Here is a 20,620-nt window from a genome sequence, read left to right on the forward strand (position 1 = left end):
CCTCATCCGCCTGCCGGCACCCTCTCCCCGCATGCGGGGAGAGGGTTAGGGTGAGGGGCTCATCCGGCATGTCCTGGATGAGGATAATCTTCAGTCGGCATATTCGCCGGCAGCCTCGATCACGGTTTTCCAGCGGACGATCTCGCTTTCGAGCTTGGCTTTCAGCGCAGCCGGCGTCGCGTCAGCGTCGGAGGATGGCGTAGTGCCGAGCTCGGCGAAGCGGGCGCCGACATTCGGATCCTTCAGCGCCACCTGCAGCGACTTCGACAGACGTTCGTTGATCTCAGCCGGCGTGCCCTTCGGCGTATAGATGCCGTGCCAGATACCGACTTCGAAACCCGGCAGGCCGGCTTCGACGGCGGTCGGAACGTCCTTCATCACGTCGAGGCGTTTGGGCGAGGTAACGGCATAGGCCTTGATCGTGCCGCCCTGGATCTGCTTCGTCGTGTTGGTCGTCTGGTCGCACATGACGTCGACCTGGCCGCCGAGCAGATCGGTCATGGCAGGGCCGGTGCCCTTGTAGGGAACGGTCGTCAGCGGCGTCTGGATGGCGCTCATGAACATCATGCCGCAGAGATGCGAGGCCGCACCGATGCCGGCATTGGCGACCGTTACCTTGTCCTTATTGGCCTTGATGTAATCGATCAGCCCCTTGAGGTCGGCCGGCTCCATGTCCTTGCGGGCAACGATCGTCATCGGCACCTCGGTGACGAGGCCGACATAGTCGAAGGCGCCGAGCGTGTCATAGGCAAGCTTGCGGTAGAGCGTGGCGCTGGTCGCCATGCCGATATGGTGCAGCAGGATGGTATAACCGTCGGGATCGGCATTCGCCACGCGGCCGGCGCCGAGCGTGCCGCCCGCGCCACCGACATTTTCGACGACAATCTGCTGGCCGAGATCCTTCGACATGGATTCGGCGACCAGGCGCGCGACGGTATCGGTCGGGCCGCCGGCCGCAAACGGTACGACCATGGTGATGGTGCGCTCGGGATAGGTCTGCGCCGAAGCGACGCTGGCGAGAACAGAGACCGCGGCAGCCGCGGTCAGGCCGAGCATGGCCTTCAGAATTTTCATCGTTTCCTCCCTGATGAAATAAGCAAGCCCGCCGACACATCCTCCGCGCCGGGGATGACCTATTTGCCGCCGGGAAAAATCGACCCGCAATCATTGCGGCCACTTTCGAAAGACGATTTTGCGACAGTGCGATGCAGCATGGGTCGATTCGGAAACAAACGGCCGGTGCGATGGGTGGAAATCCACCCATCGCACTGTTGCCACCCCCTTACTTTTCGGGGGCAGTACCACTTCGCCGGTCTCGATCAGCGCCTTGAGGTCGGAGAGAATGCGCCGCCAGCCGCCGGATTCGTCACTTCGAAGAGCATGCTCCTTCCAAAAAGGGCTAACTTTCGGTGGTCAGCATCCGCTTGTCGAGACCATATTTCTGCATCTTTTCGTAGAGGGTCTTCCGGGAAATGCCGAGCGACTCATAGACCGGCCTAAGGCTGCCGCCATGGGCCACCAGCGCGCTGGCAATGACTCCTCGTTCGAATTCGGCGACACGCTCAGCAAGCCCGGTCGCCTCCTCGGCTTGGCGCCCGCCATTGTCGAGACCGAGGACCAGACGGTCTGCGGCGTTCCTCAATTCACGCACATTGCCGGGCCAGTCGCGCTGAGCAATGTCGGAAATCACGTCCGGCGGCACGGCCATCTCGTCGCGGCCGTAGCGTGCCGCCGCCTCCCGCACCAGCTGCAGGAAAAGCAGCGGAACATCCGCCCGCCGCTGCGACAGCGACGGCACATGCAGCGTCGCGACATTCAGCCGATAGAAGAGGTCGGCGCGGAAACGCCCCGCCGCCACCTCCGCCTCCAGATCGACCTTGCTCGTCGCGATGAAGCGCACGTCCAGCGCCACCACTTCGTTCGATCCGAGCCGTGAGATTACCCGTTCCTGCAGCACCCGCAGAAACTTCGCCTGCAGGTCGAAGGGCATGGAGCCGATCTCGTCGAGCAGGATCGTGCCGCCGCGTCCATGTTCGAATTTTCCGTAACGTGGCCTCACCGCACCCGGAAAGGCCCCCACCTCATGGCCGAAAAGCTCGCTCTCGATCAGGTTTGCCGGCAGTGCGGCGCAATTGATCGCAATGAACGGCCGGCTCGCCCGGGCGCTGATGTCATGGAGCGCACGCGCCACCACCTCCTTGCCCGCACCCGTTTCTCCGACGATAAGCGTATCGGCATCGCTCGCCCCGATCGCCCGGATGCGGTAGCGCAAATCCACCATCACCTGCGTGCGCCCCGGCAGCCGCGCCTCGATATCGTCGCGCTTGCCGGCGACCGCTTTCAACAGCCGGTTTTCGAGCACGAGGCCGCGCCGCTCCATCGCCCGGCGGATGACGCCGGCGAGCATCTCGGGCGTGAACGGCTTCTCGATGAAATCATAGGCGCCTTCGCGCATCGCCTTCACCGCAAGCTGCACATCGCCGTGCCCGGTGACGAGAATGACCGGCACCTCCGGATCGAGCTCACGGATCTTCTGCATCAGCGTCATGCCGTCGATGCCCGGCATGCGGATGTCACTGACGACGACGCCGGGAAAGCTGTAGCCGATCAGCTCCAGCACGTGGTCGCCGTTAGAATAGGTCTCGACGTTGAAGCCGGAGAGCTCCAGCGCCTGCGCCGTCGAGCGGCGCAGTTCCTCCTCGTCGTCGACCAGCAGGATCTTCGCATCGTTCATTCCGCCGCCTCCGGCATCAGCCCTGCCGCCGATTGCAGCTCGATGCGGAACACTGCGCCCCCTTCGGGATGATTGGCAGCAGCAAGGCTGCCGCCGAAATCCTTGATGATGTTGTAGGAGATCGAAAGCCCGAGGCCGAGCCCCTTGCCGACACCCTTCGTCGTGAAGAAGGGATCGAAGATACGCTCGGCGATCGCCGCCGGCACGCCAGGCCCGTGGTCCCGCACTGTCAGCACTACCTTGCCGGCCTCCTCGAAGGCCGAAACCTCGATGCGTCTGTCATCCAGCCCTTCCACCGCATCGGCCGCGTTGGAAATCACATTCACCAGCACCTGCTGCAGACGCACCGAACCGGCGCGCACAACCGGCGGACGCGGCCCGAGATCCAGCAGGAGTTCGGCGTCCGCCGCCTTCAGCCGCCAGGCAATGATCTCGAGCGTATCATGCATCGCCTCGTCGAGAGACACCGACCCGAGCTTCTCGTTCGGCTTGCGGGCGAAGTTGCGCAGGTGCCGGCTGATCGCAGCCATGCGGTCGATCAGCCCACCGATCCGCCGGATATTATCCCGCGCCTCCTCCGTCCGCCCACGGTCGATGAGGACGGAGGCACTGTCCGTATAGGTCTTGGCGGCGGCGAGCGGCTGGTTGAACTCGTGCGAAAGGGCAGCCGACATCTGCCCGAGGCCGGCAAGCTTGCCCGCCTGGATGAGGTCGGCTTGTGTCTGGCGGAGCTGCTGTTCGGTCAGCCGCCGTTCGGCGATCTCCTCCTCGATGCGGCTGTTGACGCGCGCAAGATCGGCCGTGCGCTCCTCGACGCGCTGTTCCAGTTCGTTGCGGGCCTCCGCTTGCAACTGCATGCGCTCGGCAAGCCGCGCCCGCCGCTGGCGAAGGACGGCCACCGTAAGCCCTGCAATGCAGAGAATAAGAAACACGGCGGCAAGCGCCGTGCGCGCCTGGGCGCGGATGGAACTCGTCTCCATCAGCACGTTCACCGTCCAGTCCTCGGCCGGCATATAATGCGAGAGCACCAGATATTCGCTCGAGTCGCGCTCGCCGGCCAGCGTCATCAACTCATGCTGCTCGAAGTGATGTCGCGTCACTGGCAGCGCCGCCAGCCTGGCATTGGCATAGCGCCGCGAGGCCTCCGTGCGTGCGATGCGGTCCGCCGTCAGCGGCAGGATCGCGCCGTAAAGCCATTCCGGGCTGCCGGACATGAAGATGATGCCCTCGGGATCGGAGACGAAGATCTTGTATTCGCCGCCGCCCCAGGAGGATTCGATCATATCAATATCGACCTTGAAGACGATGACGCCGCGAATATCCGCACCGGTCCGGATCGGCGCAGCGAAATAATAGCCGCGTTTCAACGAGGTGGTGCCGAGCGCGTAGAAGCGCGCCTGCCGGCCTTCGATCGCATCCTGGAAATAGGGCCTGTAGCTGAAATTCTGTCCAACGAAGCTTCCGGGCCCATCGTAATTGCTGGCCGCGATCGTCTCTCCATCCGGCTTGACCACGTAGATGTCAGAGGATTTCAGCAGCCCGTTGATCTCCTTGAGATAGAGATTGGCCGCATAGCGCAGCGCCGCATCCTCGGGCGCGCTCACCAATTCCTTGATGTCGTCGTGATCGGCGATCAGCGCCGGCAGCGCCTCGTAGCGGTTGAGATGGCCGCTGAGTGCTGAAACGGCAAGCCGCAGCGCCGTTCCTGCCTGTGCCGAAGCCTCCTCCATATAGGCGCGCGTCGCAATCGCGCTCCCATAAGTGAAGAAGGCGAAGATGATCAGCGGCACCACCAGCAAAGCCGCTATCGCACGATATCTCGAAGACAGATCCGGCTCCTCCCCTTTCTGCCTCCACTCCCCAGCGAGGCATACCCGACGGCTCAAGTTAACGCATAACCCCGAAAATCGGAATCGATTTTCGGAAAGGATTATGCGCCAATTCAAAGTGATAGAGCGTCCTTAGCGCGTCCTGCCGGACGCGCGGCGCTCTATGGGGGTGGACAAGGATTTCCAAGGGCCTGCCGAAACTTGACACCCGGCAGGGGCGGATGTCCTATTGCTGCACCGCAAGGAGGCCCCGCCCATGAGCGACGACCAGACGCCCGCCGACAGTAAACTCACCACATCCAAGCGCCGCTGGGCGGTCGAGGGCAAGTTCCTGACCGGCCGCATCAGCCGTCCCGAAGCCGAGCGCCTGCCGCCTGGCCAGCACCTTGTCAAGAACTGGCCGGTGCTCGATCTCGGCCAGCAGCCTGTCATCTCCACAGATACCTGGCGGCTTGAGATGCGCGGCCTCGTCGAAACGCCGCTTACCCTCACCTGGACTGCCTTCCAGGCGATCGAGCAGAGCACTGGGGTCAGCGATATCCACTGCGTCACCACCTGGTCGCGCTACGACAACAAATGGAAGGGCGTTTCGACGCGCGATCTGCTTGATCTCGCCATGCCCAAGCCGGAAGCAGCTTACGTCATGCTGACAAGTTATGACGGCTATACCACCAACCTGCCGCTTTCCGATTTCGCCGCCGAAGACGCGATCCTTGCCACCGCCTGGGAAGGCCTGCCGCTGACGCCGGAGCACGGCGGCCCGATGCGCCTCGTCGTGCCGCATCTCTATTTCTGGAAAAGCGCCAAATGGCTGCGCCGCATCGAGCTGATGCCCGCCGACCAGGCCGGCTTCTGGGAAAAGAACGGCTATCACATCTATGGCGATCCCTGGCGCGAGCAGCGCTATTCCGACGATTGAGCTTTCGGCCGCGAGAAACGGCGAAGCGCAAACACGCTAAAGCCGAACAAGGAGGCAAGCCCCGTCAGCGACGCCATGCTGGCGGCATGGAATGGTATCCCGCTCCAGCGTGGCTTGACGATATCAGCAGTGTTGAAGGCCTCGCCGCTGAACCGACAGGTGATGAGCGCAAGACCGCGCCGCACCATATCGGCATCGACCGCGGAAATGATTTCATCCGCCGCAGCTCTTTCCCGTGGCATCTCACGCATCGAAAGCAAGACCGCCTTGGCCGCCGCGAGATAGGCATGGGCGCATTCGTTGAACGGGCTTTGCTCGTCGGTCACACTGCCCGGCATCCGGCCCCATAGGCAGTAGGAATACTGGATTTCGGCATAGTTCAGAACGCGCCGGAACGGCTCGTTCGTATCGACTGCGCGGGATGCAAGGTCGATAATCCCACTGCGATAGTCAGACATGATAGCCATCTCGCCATGGGAAATCTCCGGGATATTGAGGCCCGCATGGCTGCCGCCATCGCTGCGGCTATGAGCAGAAGCGCTTCCGGCAACCACACACAAAAAGGCGGCCGTGATAAACGCCGCCGACAGGAGTGGTGTGGTTCTGCTGCTTTTCATACTCGCTCGAAAAAGTCGGGCTAGCTCCCAAAGTTCAGGGCGCCGGCAAAGCGGCGCCCTTCGATGCTTTCAGTGAAATGCCGTTGCCGGCCGACCTCGTTGCCCGCCCTTAACTGCAAGCCGCTTTTCGGCAAGCGCTCCGAAGGCCAGCCCCAAGGCTGCCCAGAGGATCACATGCATGCCAAGCGAGGTCGTGCGGAACCGCCAGAGCACCATCGCCGAGAAGTTCTCCGGCACCTCGTTGATCGGCGGCAGCAGATAGAGCACGACGCCGATGAAGACGAGATAGACAATGCCGGCGATGATCGCGCCGTTCCAGAGACCGAAGCGCTCGGAAAGGCGGCGAGACAGCGCCACCGCGGCAATCAGGGCTGCGAGCGAGACGACGATCATCAGGAAGAACAACTCGGTCCTGACGCCGATCGTGTCGGGATTGCCGACCGCCGGCGGGTTGGCCGGATACTTGATACTGGGAACGATGACGATCGCCACGAAGGCGGCAATGGCGATGACGGCTGAGGTGCCACGCGCCGAAAGGCTGCTGAAACGGCCGTGTACGAAAGCGAAGGCAAGTGCGAAGAGCCCGCCGACAGCGACGCTGTAGGCCATGACGCCGGTGAAAAGGCCGAGACCGGCCTGCGTGGCGCGACTGACGATTTCAGGTTCGGCAGCTTCGCCGGCCGCCTGGGCGCTTGCCTCCTCGAAGGCGATCGCCGCATCGACCAGCGGCTCACCGAAAGTATGGGCGAAAGCGAAAACGAGGATGCCAGCAATCAGGCCCGCGAGCATGCCGCGAAGCAGAAGGTTTCCAACCATGTCAGGAACTCCCTTAAAGCATGTCGCGCAAAAGTGTGCAGCGGTTTTGCGATAACGACATGCGTAAAAACGAAAACCTAAAGCGCGACGAGCGAATCTGAAAGATCGCGACGCGCTTTAGTGGCAGGGAAAGCCGAGGAGATGACGGCCGTCATGCACGAATTCGTGCACATACATGCCGTTGAACAGCGCCATCGCGCCTTCCTCGGTGCCGACGAAATAGAGGACGATCAGCATCAGCAGGCCGCCAAAAATCGCCCAGGGCAGGATCTCGCCTACAGGGATCGGCGCCGGTACCGCAACGGGCGCGAAAGTGGTGTCAGACATATATTCCTCCGGGAATGACGCGTTCAGTCGAAAGAGTGCTTGTGCAGTAGGGTCTGACTTCCAGCGCGAAGAACTTTCGACACGCTGGTCACAGTGGCGCGACCGCGCCGGACTTACACCGGCTTCCAAACCCGCAACAGCACGGTTATATCTGCACGCCGAAGAGACTGTCAACGAAACTTCACAAGCCGGCAGAGAGGCGTCCTGCTGCATAATTCCTTAAATCGGAATTGATTCAGGGATAGATTATGGAGCCATTCAAACTGCTACAGCGTCCCTTGCGCCTCTCGAAAAGACGCGCGGCGCCGGAGCCGCATTCCGGGAGATCAGAACAACCGTGAACACGCGCCTCACCTGGATCTGCCACGGCGCGACGACGGCGAACCGCAAGGCGCTGTTCCCGCTCGATGAACCGCTGGAAGGCAAGGCGGCGGAAGAAGCCGGCAAAATGGCCGCCCCGCCGCGCGCCGACCGCATTGCCATGAGCCCCGCTTTGCGTGCCCGCCAGACAGCGGAAGCGCTCCACCTCGAAGCCAGGATAGACCTCGCACTTCGTGACTGCGACCATGGCCGGTGGGCCGGCAGGTCGATCGCGGCGATAGAGGCCGAAGAGCCGGAGAACCTCATGGCCTGGATGAGCGATCCGGAAGCGGCCCCGCATGGCGGCGAGAGCTTTGTTGATCTGCGCACCCGCGTCGCCGGCTGGATGGACAGTGAATCCGCCCTCGGCGGCCATGTGATCGCCGTCAGCCACGCGGCCGTCATCCGGGCGGCGGTCACCCATGTGCTTCAGGCGCCGCTCTCCTCTTTCTGGCTGAGCGACGTCGAGCCGCTCGCCATCGTTCGCATGACCAGCAACGGACTGCGCTGGTCGCTGCGCTTCCAGCATTAGAAACTGCTGATTCTTATCCAGCCTTGCACAAGCAAATCGCGTCATCTCTGTTGAACCCGGTTTCGCGGGGACTACTTCCTTGTCCCAAGGAGATGGAAGAATGACATATGATTGGAGTGGCGAGCGCACGCGACGGCTGCGTTTCATGCGTCTCGCCACAGTCACGGTTCTGGTTGGTCTCATCGTCAGCGTTCCGCTGCTGATCGCCACCGCCTGAAGCACGAGAAAGGGCGAGCGATGCATTAGCACGCTCGCCTTCGTTCTTTCCCGCGTCGACTGGTCTCCTGAACCGGGATCGCCCACGACGACGCCCGGATTCCCCCCAAGCCCGTCGGGTCTCTCAGCGGCACAGCAACAGGCTGCTGCCTCCGATAATTCGCCTTCTGGTTTCAACAAACATTTCAGACTTTCGTGATATCTCCGCGAAGGGTGGGAGATGGAGAAGGCATAATGCCGGTGTTTTTCCAAAGCAGGGCCGGAAGGCAATGCGTGTCGATCGTCGGATTTGGGATAACCCTCTGGTTCCTCGGCACGCTGTTGCAGCTCGACGACAGCCTGGTCTCCTTCATGATCGGCTTCGGCGAGTACGGCGCCGACAAGCTCGTTCTGGCGCTCGGCATCGCCGGCGCCATGAGCTTCATCTATTCGGTGCTGCGCATCGCCGATCTGCGTAAGGAAATGGAACTGCGCGCCACCGCCCAGGCGAAGGCCGATTGGACCGCAACCCACGACCATCTGACCAAGCTGCCGAACCGCTACGCCTTCGAGCGCAAGATCCTCTCACGGCCGATCAAGGACGACGAGGCGGAGATCGAGGAGTGGGACCGCAACGTCACCATCTTCTCCGTCGACCTCGACGGCTTCAAGAAGGTCAATGACCTCGTCGGCCACAAGGGCGGCGACATCCTGTTGATCGAGGTTGCCAGACGCATCTGCGCGCTCGGCAATGCCGATTGCGTCTATCGCTTCGGCGGCGACGAATTCATCATCGTCGCCTTCGCCCTGACGGCGCAGCGCGAGGAGCGTTTTGCCAGGCTGTTGATCCAGGCCGTCACCCGGCCGATCCATATCGATGGTTTTGCCGTCGAAGTCGGCGCCAGCGTCGGCTATGACCGCTGGGTCGAGGAAGCCGAACCGCTGGAAGATGCCGCCCACCGTGCCGATCTCGCCATGTACGAGGCGAAATCACGCGGGCCCAACCATTATTTCGTCTTCGAACCTTCGATGCAGGACAAGGTTACGGAACGCGCCGCGTTGGAAACCAGGCTGCGCGCAGCAATCTCCAACAAGGCGATCAAGCCCTTCTATCAGCCGCTGATCGACCTGAAGACCGGCCAGCTCTGCGGCTTCGAGGCGCTGGCACGCTGGATCGGCGACGATGGCGTCAACATCCCGCCGCCGGTCTTCATCGATATCGCCGAGGAAACCGGCATGATCACCGCATTGTTCGAGGATCTTCTCGCCCAGGCCTGCAGCGATGCCCTCACCTGGCCGGAGCATGTGACGTTGTCCTTCAACGTCTCGCCGGTGCAGATGGAAGACAGATTGCTGACGTCGCGCATTCTGAAGGTGCTTTCGGCAAGCCGGCTGCCACCGCAGCGCCTGGAAGTGGAGATCACCGAGAACGCGCTGATCCAGGATCCCGCCGTCGCCGCCCTCATTCTCGACGAACTGCACGCCGCCGGCATCCAGATCGCACTCGATGATTTCGGCACGGGTTATTCGAGCCTCGCCCAGCTCTCCCGCTATCGTTTCGACAAGATCAAGATCGACAAAAGCTTCATCGCCACCTATCGCGACGAGGAACGCCAGGAAAAGATCGTCCGCGCCATGCTCGGCCTCGGCAGGAGCCTCAACATCAAGACGACTGCGGAAGGCATCGAGGAGCACGGCCAGCTCGCCTTCCTGCTGCAGCTCGGCTGCGACATCGGCCAGGGCTATCTCTTCGGCAAGGCGATGCCCGCCGCCGAGGCGGGCATCTTCATCAGCGATCGCAATGCCAGCCTGGCCTCCACGGCCTGACGGTACGCCCTAAAAAACCTGGCGCATGATCACGAAGAGCACGAACGCGATCGCGATCGAGGCCGGCAGCGTTAGCACCCAGGCCATCAGCATGTTGCGCACGGTCGACCATTGCAGGCCGGAGCCGTTCGCCGCCATGGTGCCGGCAACGCCGGATGACAGCACATGCGTCGTCGAGACCGGCAGGCCGAGATGATCGGCCGAGGCGATGGTGACCATCGCCACGACTTCGGCTGCCGCCCCCTGACCATAGGTCAGATGCGTCTTGCCGATCTTCTCGCCGACGGTGACGACGATGCGCTTCCAGCCCACCATCGTGCCGAGGCCGAGCGCGATCGCGACCGCCACTTTCACCCAGAGCGGGATGAACTTCGTCGCGTTGTCGACCGCCTTGTGGTAGTTCGTCACTGCGCCGAGGTCGCCGGCATCCATCGGCAGCAGCTTCTGCTTGTCGATCAACTTCAGCGCCTCGCCGATCAGATAGATGTCGTTGCGGACGTTGCCGACGAGATTGGTTGGCACCGCTTCGAGCGTCGGGAAGCCGGCGACTTCGGCACTTGTCTGGTGGATATATTGCTGCAGGGCCGGCGTCGTCGCATCCGTCCATGTCTTGTTCTTGACGGCGTTGCTGACTTCGGCCTTGTAGTCCGCGACCGTAACACCCGGCTTCACATATTTGCCGAGCGCGGTTTCCACCTGGGCCGATGCCGACTTGTAGGCTTCGAGATAGTTGACATCAGGCGTGCGGTTCAGCGCGAAAGCCGTCGGCACCAGGCCGATCAGGATGAGCATGATGAGGCCCATGCCCTTCTGGCCGTCGTTGGAGCCGTGGGCGAAGCTGACGCCGGTGCAGGTGAAGATCAGGATCGCGCGGATCCAGATCGGCGGCGGCTGGTTGCCCTTCGGTTCGGCATAGAGCGCCTTGTTGCGCACCAGAAGCTTCATGACCAGCAGAAGAACAGCGGAAAGACCGAAGCCGATTAGCGGCGAGATCAAAAGCGACAGGCCGATATTGGTCGCCTGCGACCAGTCGACGCCGCTGGTCGCGGTGCCTGCCGGCGCCAGAAACTGGTTGGCAAGGCCGACGCCGATGATCGAACCGACCAGCGTGTGCGAACTCGACGACGGCAGGCCGAGATACCAGGTGCCAAGGTTCCAGACGATCGCAGCAATCAGCAGCGCGAAAACCATGGCAAGGCCGGAGCCGGAGCCGACCTGCAGGATCAATTCCACCGGCAGCAGTGCCAGAATGCCGAAGGCGACGGCGCCGCTCGAGGTCAGTACGCCGAGGAAATTGAAGAAGCCGGACCAGATGACCGCGAATTCCGCCGGCATGGAGCGGGTGTAGATTACGGTGGCGACGGCATTGGCCGTATCGTGGAAGCCGTTGACGAACTCGAAGCCGAGCGCGATGAGCAGCGCAAGGCCTAGGAGAATCCAGGGAACGGCAACTGCGGTCGTCAGGTCGCGGGCGAGTGCATAGGCAACATATCCAAGGCCGCAGACCAGAACGATTGCGAAGACCGGCAAGAACCACTTGCCGGCCGAATTCGAACTGTGGAGCGGGTGGGACGTGTCGCTATGAACCTGGCTGGGGGCAATATCGGCCATGGCATAGTTCCTTATTCCGTTTGCAAATTTGCCTTTTGTTAATAATTCCGCCGCGTGAAGCTCTCATGACGCCCCGACTGAGCCGCCCGTAAGCCACTGATGTCCGACGATATCGACGGTGATGCGCCTGGTAGCCTCGCCTCCATAAAAGATGCCGCGTTATGATCCCAAGCGGCGGACGATGGTTGTCTATGCAGCAACAAAGCGCGCCCCGAGCGAATAAATCCTTCCCGCCTGGACATCCGACGCTAAGTTCGGTCATCTCACACCCGCGCGGAGTCTTAGAAGACATGTCATCGACCAGCCTGCTGCTGACCTTCAACACCGGCTCATCGACCGTTAAGATCGGCATCTTCGCGATAGACGGCGGCAAGGCACGGCGCATCGGCAAGGGCGTGATCGATTTCCGCGCCGAACCGCTGTCGCTCGGCCTGACGAAAGGGCCGCAGACCTTCGAGATGCCGATGAAGGCCGAGGTGACAGAAGATCTGCACGGCGTCATCGATGAGACTTTCGCGCTTCTCGCCGATCATTTCGACATGACCGCCGCGCACGCTGCCGGCCACCGCGTCGTCCATGGCGGCGACCGCTTCACCAGGGCGATCGCCCTCGACGCCACCGCAATCGATGCCATCGATGCGCTGACCCCGCTTGCGCCCCTGCACCAGCCGCAGGCGCTGCGTTTCATCCGCGCGCTTAAGCATCTGAAACCGCATCTTGCCCAGACCGCCTCCTTCGACACCGCCTTCCACACCACACAGGACGATCTCGTTCGCCGCTTCGCCATTCCCCGTACGCTGCATGACGAGGGCATCAAGCGTTACGGCTTCCACGGCCTTTCCTATAAATTCATCGCCGGAGAGCTTCGCCGCAAGGCGCCGGGCGCGGCAAGAGTGGTCGTCGCCCATCTCGGCAGCGGCGCCAGCCTCTGTGCATTGGATGACGGCGTCAGCCGCGATTGCAGCATGGGGTTTTCGACGCTCGATGGCATCCCGATGGCGACGCGCCCGGGCTGGCTCGATCCCGGCGTCATCCTGCATCTGGCCGATCAGAGGAAACAGTCCTTCGAGGAGATCGAAGACCTGCTCTATCACCGCTGCGGCCTGCTTGGCGTCTCCGGCATCAGCGCCGATACGCGCGAGCTGTTGAAGGACGGCCGGCCGGAGGCGCGCCAGGCGATCAACCTCTTCACGCTGCGCATTGCCGGCGAAATCGGCCGCATGGCGGTAACGCTGAACGGGCTTGACGCCATCGTCTTCACCGCCGGGATCGGCGAGCATCAACCGGAGATCCGCGCAGGCGTGACCAAGCGGCTGTCCTGGCTTGGCCTTGCAATCGCCGAAAAGGCCAATGCCGCCAATGATTTCACGATCAGCACACGGGAAAGCAGCATCGCCGCCCATGTCATCGCCACCGATGAAGAACAGGTCATCGCTGACGAGGCGCTGTCTCTTCTTTGCGGCGGGTGATCCAGATCAACAGCTTGCCGGCATCCGCCGGTAGAATTGACGTTGAAGACGTTTTCGAACGGGAGAAACCCATGGAAAAGCATGTCTCGACCGCCGCTCTTACCGATGCCGAACTCACTCTGATCGACCGCTATTGGCGCGCCGCCAATTATCTCTCCATCGGCCAGATCTATCTGCTGGCCAATCCGCTGCTGCGCGAGCCACTGAAACCAGAGCACATCAAGCCCCGCCTGCTCGGCCATTGGGGCACGACACCCGGCCTCAACTTCATTTATGCGCATCTGAACCGTCTCATCCGCGCCCGCGACCTCGACATCATCTACATGTGCGGCCCCGGCCATGGCGGGCCGGGCATGGTCGCCAACACCTATCTCGAAGGCATCTACAGCGAGATCTATCCCGATATCTCCGAGGATGCAGAGGGCATGCGGAAGCTCTTCCGGCAATTCTCCTTCCCCGGCGGCATTCCGAGCCACGCGGCACCCGAAACACCGGGCTCGATCCACGAGGGCGGCGAACTCGGTTACGCCCTCGTCCATGCCTATGGCGCCGCCTTCGACAATCCCAATCTGATCGTTGCCTGCGTCGTTGGCGACGGCGAGGCCGAAACCGGGCCGCTCGCCGCAAGCTGGCATTCCAACAAGTTCCTGAATCCCGCCCGTGACGGGGCCGTGCTGCCGATCCTGCATCTGAACGGCTACAAGATCGCCAACCCGACCATTCTTGGCCGCGCCAGTCACGAGGATTTGCAGAGCCTCTTTGAAGGCTACGGCTACGAGCCCTTCTTCGTCGAGGGTCACGAGCCACGCGACATGCACCAGCAGATGGCCGCAACCTTCGACAGGGTTTTCGACCGCATTCGCGAAATCCAGGAGGAAGCCCGCAATGGCAATGCGCCCGATATCTGCCCGCGCTGGCCGATGATCGTGCTGCGCAGCCCGAAGGGCTGGACAGGACCGAAGGAAGTCGACGGCAAGAAGGTCGAAGGCTTCTGGCGCGCCCACCAGGTGCCGGTCTCCAATTGCCGCGAGAATGAAGGCCATCGCAAGATCCTCGAGGACTGGATGCGCGGCTATGATCCGGAGGACCTGTTCGGCAGCGACGGCCGGCTGAAACCCGAGTTGCGGGCGCTAGCCCCTGTCGGCGAGCGCCGCATGGGCGCCAATCCGCACGCCAATGGCGGCTTGCTGCGCAAGGAACTCGATGTTCCCGATATCCGCGACTATGCGGTCGATATCGGCAAGCACGGCAGCGCCATGGTGCAATCGACGGAAATCCTCGGCCATTACCTGCGCGACACGATGAAGCGCAACGCCGATGCTGCCAATTTCCGTATCTTCGGCCCCGACGAGACGGAATCGAACCGTCTCGGCAGCGTCTTCGAAGTCACCGACCGTGTCTGGATGGAGGGTATCGAACCCTACGACGTCCACTTGTCACGGGATGGACGTGTCATGGAGGTGCTGAGCGAACATCTCTGCCAGGGCTGGCTGGAAGGCTACCTGCTGACTGGCCGCCACGGCCTGTTCTCCTGCTACGAGGCCTTCATCCACATCATCGATTCCATGTTCAACCAGCACGCCAAATGGCTGAAGGTGACGCGGGAACTGGAGTGGAGAAAGCCGATCTCGTCGCTGAATTACCTGCTGACCTCGCACGTCTGGCGTCAGGACCACAACGGCTTCAGCCACCAGGATCCCGGTTTCGTCGACCTCGTCGCCAATAAGAAGGCCGATATCGTCCGCATCTATCTGCCGCCGGATGCCAACACCCTGCTCTGGGTCGGCGACCATTGCCTGCGCACCTATGACCGCATCAACGTCATCGTCGCCGGCAAGCAACCGGAGCCGCAATGGCTATCGATGGACGAGGCGGTGAAACATTGCGAGGCCGGCATCGGCATCTGGCACTGGGCGAGCAACGAGGACGACACCATCCTGCCCGATCTCGTCATGGCCTGCGCCGGCGACGTGCCGACCATGGAGACGCTTGCTGCCGTCGACCTGCTGCGCCAGGCCATTCCGGAACTGAAGATCCGCACCGTCAACGTCGTCGACCTCCTGGCACTGCAATCCAGGGATCAGCATCCGCACGGCCTGACCGACGAGGCATTCGATGCGATCTTCACCGCCGACAAGCCTGTCATTTTCGCCTATCACGGCTATCCCTATCTCATCCACCGCCTGACCTATAAACGCACAAACCACCGCAACATCCACGTCCGCGGCTTCATCGAGGAAGGCACGACGACGACACCCTTCGACATGACCGTCCTCAACGAACTCGACCGCTTCCACCTCGCCATCGAAGCGATCGAGCGTGTGCCGGGCCTGAAGGAAAAAGCAGGAGAAGCGCTCGCCGCCTTCCGCGGCAAGCTTGCGGAACATCACGACTATGTCCGCGAATATGGTGAGGACATGCCGGAGGTGCGGAACTGGACATGGCCGACGGCGTGAAGCCAAAACCAAACAGAATCGCGCGGAACTGGTCGGCGGAGACCATCCGGCGGGAGTAACTGTCAAGCAACGTCTAAAGTTGGTGAAAACGATCAGGGCGCTGTTCCAGAATGGCCATATCGTAGGCTATGTGTCTTGGGAAAGCTCTAAGCCACTGACCGAGGAAACGACATGAAGGGTTTCGCTGCCACGCTCACCGCCGCCCGGCTGGAAAAGGCGCTCGCCTTCTACATGACGCCCGAAGCCCGGCCGGATGGCTCAGCCGATGCCGTTAAGCCGGCCGGGGAACGCGAGGCATACGAGACCCGCGCCGGCGAACGCACTCGCAACACCGAAGACGGCGTCGAAGCCTGGTAGGGCGATCCCCACCGGGCGACCGTCGCGGATGCCTGTCCGCGAACGCGTCGCACCCGGAATGCCGGAACCCTACGCATGTTCGAGCCGAAGCTTTTCCTTCATGCGCCAGACCCGCGGCGTTTCTCCCGTATATTTAAAAAAGAAGCGCGAGAAATAGGCGGGATCGGCAAAGCCGAGCCGAAACCCGATCTCCTGAACGCTACCGAGCGTAAAAACCAGCTGGCGTTTCGCCTCTTCAACAAGTTTGCCGGCGATCAGTTCGTGGGGAGTGTTGCCGGTCATCGACCGGACAATGCGGGTGAGATGCGTCGGCGAAATCCCAAGCTCTCTGGCATAGAAAGACGCGGGCTTGTGCGATCGAAAATGCTGCTGGATGAGTTCGCTCAGCATTTCCATCCGCCGCTCGTTCTCGTTGGGCGGAAGTTCATGCGTATTCCCCTCATGGGAAATCCTTGCCGTCAGCCGTAGCGCCAGGGCGACATAGGCGGCCAACGCCTCATTGCGGCCGCTGCGGCGGTTTTCGAATTCGTCGCCCAGCCGCCTCAACGTCTGCATGACATAGGCTGCCTCGGCATGATCGGGATCGAGCGGCGTCAGATGCGGCGCCGCCAGCCATTCGCCGAGCTGGCTTCGGTCGCCGGGCGGATGGCTGAGATGGGATCTCAACAGGGTGATCACCAGGCCGTCGATATCGCGTGAAAAACGAAAGCCGTGATTGAGCCCGGGCGGCACGGTGATGATGGCCGGCGGACGGATGGCATGGCTCTTTTCGCCGAAGATCGCATCGCCCGAACCGCTTTCGATGTACAATATCTGAAAGAAACTCTCGTGGCGGTGCGGGCGAATCTCCCAGTGATGCAAACTGCTGCGAGAGCGAATTGTTTCGCAATGCACCCAAAAATCCGGTTCTCGCCCGGTCTTTTCGCCGTAGAGTTCATAGGTAGGGACCTGTCTGCTCATGGGGCTCCGTGGGGCTTCGCCGACACCAATGTTCGATTAGTGCAATTTTTAGGTCGGCATGTCCATTGCTGCGGCAAGCGCGGCACGGCAGAATCTGGCAAAACGCAAAAATGCAGGGAGGCAGCATTTGCGAACTCAGGTCGCCATCATCGGTTCGGGGCCATCCGGCTTGCTGCTCGGCCAGCTTCTGACCGAAGCCGGCATCGACAATGTCATCCTCGATCGTGTGAACAAGGATTACATCCTCGGCCGGGTTCGTGCCGGCGTTCTGGAGGAAGGCACCGTCGGGCTGTTGGATCAGGCCAGATCAGGCGCGAGGCTGCATGCCGAGGGGCTGCCGCATGACGGTTTCTCGCTGGCCTTCGACGGACGCGACCATCGCATCGACCTTCACGAATTGACCGGCGGCAGGCGCGTCACCGTCTACGGACAGACCGAAGTGACGCGCGATCTCATGGAGCGGCGCGAAGAAAGCGGCTCCTTATCGATCTACGATGCCGTCGATGTCGCGCCGCATGACTTCGACGGCCCTTCTCCCTTCGTCACCTATGTGAAAGACGGTGTTGCCAAGCGCATCGATTGTGACTTCATCGCCGGCTGCGACGGGTTTCACGGCGCCAGCCGCAAGGCCGTCCCGGAACGGGCGATCAGGAGTTTCGAGAAGATCTATCCCTTCGGCTGGCTGGGGATCCTTGCCGACGTGGCGCCTGTCAGCCATGAGCTGATCTACGCCAACCATCCAAGGGGCTTTGCGCTCTGTTCGATGCGCTCGGCCACCCGCAGCCGCTACTACATCCAATGTACGCTCGACGAGAAAATCGATGACTGGAACGATGATCGCTTCTGGGACGAGTTGAGACGGCGGCTGCCGACGCATCATGCCGAGGCATTGGCGACCGCGCCGTCCTTCGAGAAATCGATCGCGCCGCTGCGCTCCTTCGTCGCCGAACCGATGCGTTTCGGCCGGCTTTTCCTGGTCGGCGACGCTGCCCATATCGTCCCGCCGACCGGGGCCAAGGGATTGAACCTTGCCGCCAGCGACGTCCATTACCTTTTCTCCGGGCTGATCGAGCATTACCGCGAAGGCTCGAATAGTGGCATTGACGCTTACTCGCATAAGGCGCTCGCCCGTGTGTGGAAAGCCGTGCGGTTTTCCTGGTGGATGACGACGATGATGCATCGTTTTCCGGATACCGGTGATTTCGACCAGAAAATCCAGGAGGCGGAGCTCGACTATCTCACCCATTCCCGCGCCGCCTCGATGGCGCTCGCGGAGAATTATGTGGGATTACCATTCTGAGACGAGGATAATTCTGCATCCTCGATGCACAATCATAATCGCTAGGTCATGGATTACGGCATTTATTTCATTTTACATCACCACTTCGCATGACAAGCTAACGCTCAATTTTGGGCGGCTAGCGAATACGGCGCGGGAGTGCGCCAAAAAGGGAGAGAGAGAATGAAGAAGCTATTTCTAGCCGCCGTTGCGGCCGTCGTGCTCAGCGGCACGGCCTATGCAGACACCATCAAGGTCGGCGTCATCGGCCCGTTCTCCGGTCCGTTCGCGCTGCAAGGCAAGAACTTCAAGGCCGGCATCGACGCCTATATGGCGGTCAACGGTAACAAGGTCGGCAGCGACACGGTCGAGATCGTCTATCGCGACGTGCCGCAGGCTGATCCCGCCCAATCCAAGGCCCTGGCGCAGGAACTGATCGTCAAGGAGAAGGTCCAGTATCTCACAGGCTTCTATTTCACCCCCGATGCGATGGCGGTGACGCCGATCCTGAAGCAGGGCAATGTGCCGATGGTCATCATGAACGCCGCCACCTCGGCGATCGTCACCAAGAGCCCGCTTGTCGTCCGCACCTCCTTCACCACCTGGCAAACCTCGACGCCGATCGCCAAGGTCGCCTTCGATGCCGGCGTCAAGAAGGTGATTTCGGTCGTCAGCGATTACGGCCCCGGCATCGACGCAGAGAACGCCTTCAAGGCCGGCTTCGAAAAGGCCGGCGGTCAGGTGGTCGAGGCAATCCGCATGCCGCTTGCGACCAACGATTTCAGCCCGATCATGCAGCGCATCAAGGATTCCGGCGCCGAGGGCGTCTTCGCCTTCCTGCCGTCAGGCCCGACGACGCTCGGCTTCGTCAAGGCTTACAACGACAATGGCCTGAAGACGGCCGGCATCAAGTTTTTCGCGCCGGGCGATCTGACCCAGGAATCCGATCTGCCGGCGCTCGGCGATGCGGCACTCGGCATCCAGACGACCTTCCACTACGCCGTGTCGCACGATTCTCCGGAAAACAAGGCTTTCGTCGAGGCTGCGACCAAAGCGATCGGCAACAAGGCCGAACTCTCCTTCCCCGCGGTCAGCGCCTATGACGGCATGTATGTGATCTACAAGATGATCGAGGCGACGGGCGGCAAGCAGGATGCTGAAAAGGCCGTCGATGCGGTCAAGGGCCTTGCCTGGACCAGCCCGCGCGGCCCGGTTTCGATCGATCCGGAAAGTCGCCACATCACGCAGAACATCTATCTGCGCGAAGTCACCAAGGCGGATGACGGGACCTACATCAACAAGGAGGTTCAGACCTTCGAAAAGCAGGGCGATCCCGGCCTGGCGGCCGTCAAGTAACATCGAGCATCACGGCATGCGACGGGCTTGGGCAGTGCTTCGGGCAGACTTCCGATCTCTCCGGAGCTGCCCGGCGGCGCCGAGCCCGTCGCATCGAAGCAAGGTATGTCCATGCAGACAGTCTTCAGCATAGCCGTCGATGCCTTTGCCTATGGCATGGTGCTCTTCGTCATATCAATCGGCCTTTCGGTGACCATGGGGCTGATGCGCGTCGTCAACCTCGCTCACGGCGCGTTCGCGATGATCGGCGGCTATATCGCCTCCTATGTCGCCCGCGACCTCGGCCTTGGTTATGCCACGGCGGCCATCGCCGCCGTTGTCATCACCATCATCGTCGCCATTCCGATCGAACGCTTTCTCTACCGCCGGATCTATGGCGCGCCGGAACTGACCCAGGTGCTGATGACGATCGGCATCACCTTCTGCGTCATCGGCATCGCCAATTATGTGATGGGGCCGACGCTGAAGACCATACCGCTTGCCGGTGCGCTGCAGGGATCGGCCGATCTCGGCTTCCGCACCATTCCTATTCACCGGCTTTTCGTCATCCTCTGCGGCCTGGCCGTGGCGCTCGCCCTCTGGTTTGCGATCGACAGGACGAGCTTCGGCGTCAAGCTGCGCGCCTCCGTCGATGATGCGGCGATGGCTGCGGCACTCGGCGTGCGCACCGAGATCATCTATGCGGTGAGCTTTGCCGTTGCCGTCGGCCTTGCCGCCTTCGGTGGCGTGGTCGGCGCCGAACTCCTGCCCGTCGAACCCTATTACGCGCTGCGCTACATGGTCACCTTCCTGGTCGTCGTCTCCGTCGGCGGCGCGGGTTCCATTCCGGGCGCGCTGATTGCCTGCCTGCTACTGGGCGCGATCGATACGACCGGCCGGTATCTGATGCCTGAATTCGGCGAATTCTTCTTCTATCTCGCCGTGATCGCAATCATCTGCGTCTTCCCACGCGGCCTTGCCGGAAGGGCGAAATAAG

Annotated in this window: 16 protein-coding genes and 1 pseudogene; 9 read left to right on the forward strand and 8 right to left on the reverse strand. The window is 61.8% G+C overall.

The annotated features are described in order from the left end of the window. Nucleotides 1-90: 90 nt before the first annotated feature. From U5G49_RS17665 to U5G49_RS17675, 3 genes are all read right to left on the reverse strand, one after another. Nucleotides 91-1,074, reverse strand: coding sequence for a tripartite tricarboxylate transporter substrate-binding protein (locus U5G49_RS17665; RefSeq protein ID WP_028733468.1), 984 nt, complete (start codon nt 1,072-1,074; stop codon nt 91-93). A 325-nt stretch (nt 1,075-1,399) separates the two neighbouring features. Next, complete coding sequence (locus U5G49_RS17670) at nt 1,400-2,734, reverse strand: sigma-54-dependent transcriptional regulator (RefSeq protein ID WP_193445280.1); 1,335 nt, start codon at nt 2,732-2,734, stop codon at nt 1,400-1,402. After that, nucleotides 2,731-4,527, reverse strand: coding sequence for a sensor histidine kinase (locus U5G49_RS17675; protein ID WP_322790937.1), 1,797 nt, complete (start codon nt 4,525-4,527; stop codon nt 2,731-2,733). The genes U5G49_RS17670 and U5G49_RS17675 overlap by 4 nt, the downstream gene beginning before the upstream one ends. A gap of 292 nt (nt 4,528-4,819) precedes the next feature. On the opposite strand from U5G49_RS17675, the gene U5G49_RS17680 reads away from it, so the two are divergent. Further along, nucleotides 4,820-5,482 (forward strand): sulfite oxidase-like oxidoreductase, encoded by a 663-nt coding sequence (locus U5G49_RS17680; protein ID WP_193445278.1) that lies wholly within the window; start codon nt 4,820-4,822, stop codon nt 5,480-5,482. On the opposite strand, the gene U5G49_RS17685 is transcribed toward U5G49_RS17680, so the two are convergent. The 3 genes from U5G49_RS17685 to U5G49_RS17695 all read right to left on the reverse strand — a co-directional run bounded on the left by U5G49_RS17685 (nt 5,467) and on the right by U5G49_RS17695 (nt 7,242). Beyond that, nucleotides 5,467-6,099 carry a hypothetical protein gene (locus U5G49_RS17685; RefSeq protein WP_193445277.1) on the reverse strand — a complete coding sequence of 211 codons (633 nt, stop codon included), beginning with the start codon at nt 6,097-6,099 and terminating at the stop codon, nt 5,467-5,469. The two genes, U5G49_RS17680 and U5G49_RS17685, sit on opposite strands and share 16 nt — an antisense overlap. Before the next feature lie 69 nt (nt 6,100-6,168). Next, nucleotides 6,169-6,915 carry a CbtA family protein gene (locus tag U5G49_RS17690; RefSeq protein WP_028733472.1) on the reverse strand — a complete coding sequence of 249 codons (747 nt, stop codon included), beginning with the start codon at nt 6,913-6,915 and terminating at the stop codon, nt 6,169-6,171. Nucleotides 6,916-7,032: 117 nt separating this feature from the next. After that, complete coding sequence (locus tag U5G49_RS17695; RefSeq protein WP_003542661.1) at nt 7,033-7,242, reverse strand: CbtB domain-containing protein; 210 nt, start codon at nt 7,240-7,242, stop codon at nt 7,033-7,035. Between the two features lie 337 nt (nt 7,243-7,579). Here U5G49_RS17695 and U5G49_RS17700 point away from each other — a divergent pair, with 337 nt between their 5' ends. After that, on the forward strand, nt 7,580-8,134 hold the full coding sequence (locus tag U5G49_RS17700; RefSeq protein ID WP_028733473.1) for a histidine phosphatase family protein: 555 nt from the start codon (nt 7,580-7,582) through the stop codon (nt 8,132-8,134). 450 nt (nt 8,135-8,584) lie between these two features. Then, nucleotides 8,585-10,156 (forward strand): putative bifunctional diguanylate cyclase/phosphodiesterase, encoded by a 1,572-nt coding sequence (locus U5G49_RS17705; RefSeq protein ID WP_193445276.1) that lies wholly within the window; start codon nt 8,585-8,587, stop codon nt 10,154-10,156. Between the two features lie 9 nt (nt 10,157-10,165). Here U5G49_RS17705 and U5G49_RS17710 read toward each other — a convergent pair whose 3' ends face one another. Beyond that, nucleotides 10,166-11,767 (reverse strand): inorganic phosphate transporter, encoded by a 1,602-nt coding sequence (locus U5G49_RS17710; RefSeq protein ID WP_112904894.1) that lies wholly within the window; start codon nt 11,765-11,767, stop codon nt 10,166-10,168. Nucleotides 11,768-12,057: 290 nt separating this feature from the next. On the opposite strand from U5G49_RS17710, the gene U5G49_RS17715 reads away from it, so the two are divergent. From U5G49_RS17715 to U5G49_RS17725, 3 genes and pseudogenes are all read left to right on the forward strand, one after another. Beyond that, complete coding sequence (locus U5G49_RS17715) at nt 12,058-13,236, forward strand: acetate/propionate family kinase (protein WP_112904896.1); 1,179 nt, start codon at nt 12,058-12,060, stop codon at nt 13,234-13,236. 71 nt (nt 13,237-13,307) lie between these two features. After that, nucleotides 13,308-15,692, forward strand: coding sequence for a phosphoketolase family protein (locus U5G49_RS17720; RefSeq protein WP_193445275.1), 2,385 nt, complete (start codon nt 13,308-13,310; stop codon nt 15,690-15,692). A gap of 79 nt (nt 15,693-15,771) precedes the next feature. Next, a pseudogene (locus U5G49_RS17725) lies at nt 15,772-16,049 on the forward strand (hypothetical protein). A gap of 69 nt (nt 16,050-16,118) precedes the next feature. Here U5G49_RS17725 and U5G49_RS17730 read toward each other — a convergent pair. Continuing rightward, entirely contained in the window at nt 16,119-17,009 is an 891-nt protein-coding gene (locus U5G49_RS17730; protein WP_112904902.1) for a helix-turn-helix domain-containing protein, read from the reverse strand. Between the two features lie 127 nt (nt 17,010-17,136). Between U5G49_RS17730 and pobA the strand changes: the two genes are divergently transcribed. The 3 genes from pobA (at nt 17,137) to U5G49_RS17745 (ending at nt 20,619) form a co-directional block, all read left to right on the forward strand. After that, nucleotides 17,137-18,309: a 4-hydroxybenzoate 3-monooxygenase gene (pobA, locus tag U5G49_RS17735; protein ID WP_112906659.1), complete on the forward strand. Its 1,173-nt coding sequence runs from the start codon at nt 17,137-17,139 to the stop codon at nt 18,307-18,309. Nucleotides 18,310-18,471: 162 nt separating this feature from the next. Then, the gene (locus tag U5G49_RS17740) at nt 18,472-19,644 is read left to right on the forward strand and encodes an ABC transporter substrate-binding protein (RefSeq protein ID WP_112904904.1); all 1,173 of its coding nucleotides are present in this window, start codon (nt 18,472-18,474) and stop codon (nt 19,642-19,644) included. A gap of 111 nt (nt 19,645-19,755) precedes the next feature. Further along, nucleotides 19,756-20,619: a branched-chain amino acid ABC transporter permease gene (locus tag U5G49_RS17745; RefSeq protein WP_193445289.1), complete on the forward strand. Its 864-nt coding sequence runs from the start codon at nt 19,756-19,758 to the stop codon at nt 20,617-20,619. The last annotated feature ends 1 nt before the right edge of the window (nt 20,620 follow it).

It is taken from the genome of Rhizobium indigoferae, from assembly GCF_034554815.1.
GTDB lineage: Bacteria > Pseudomonadota > Alphaproteobacteria > Rhizobiales > Rhizobiaceae > Rhizobium > Rhizobium leguminosarum.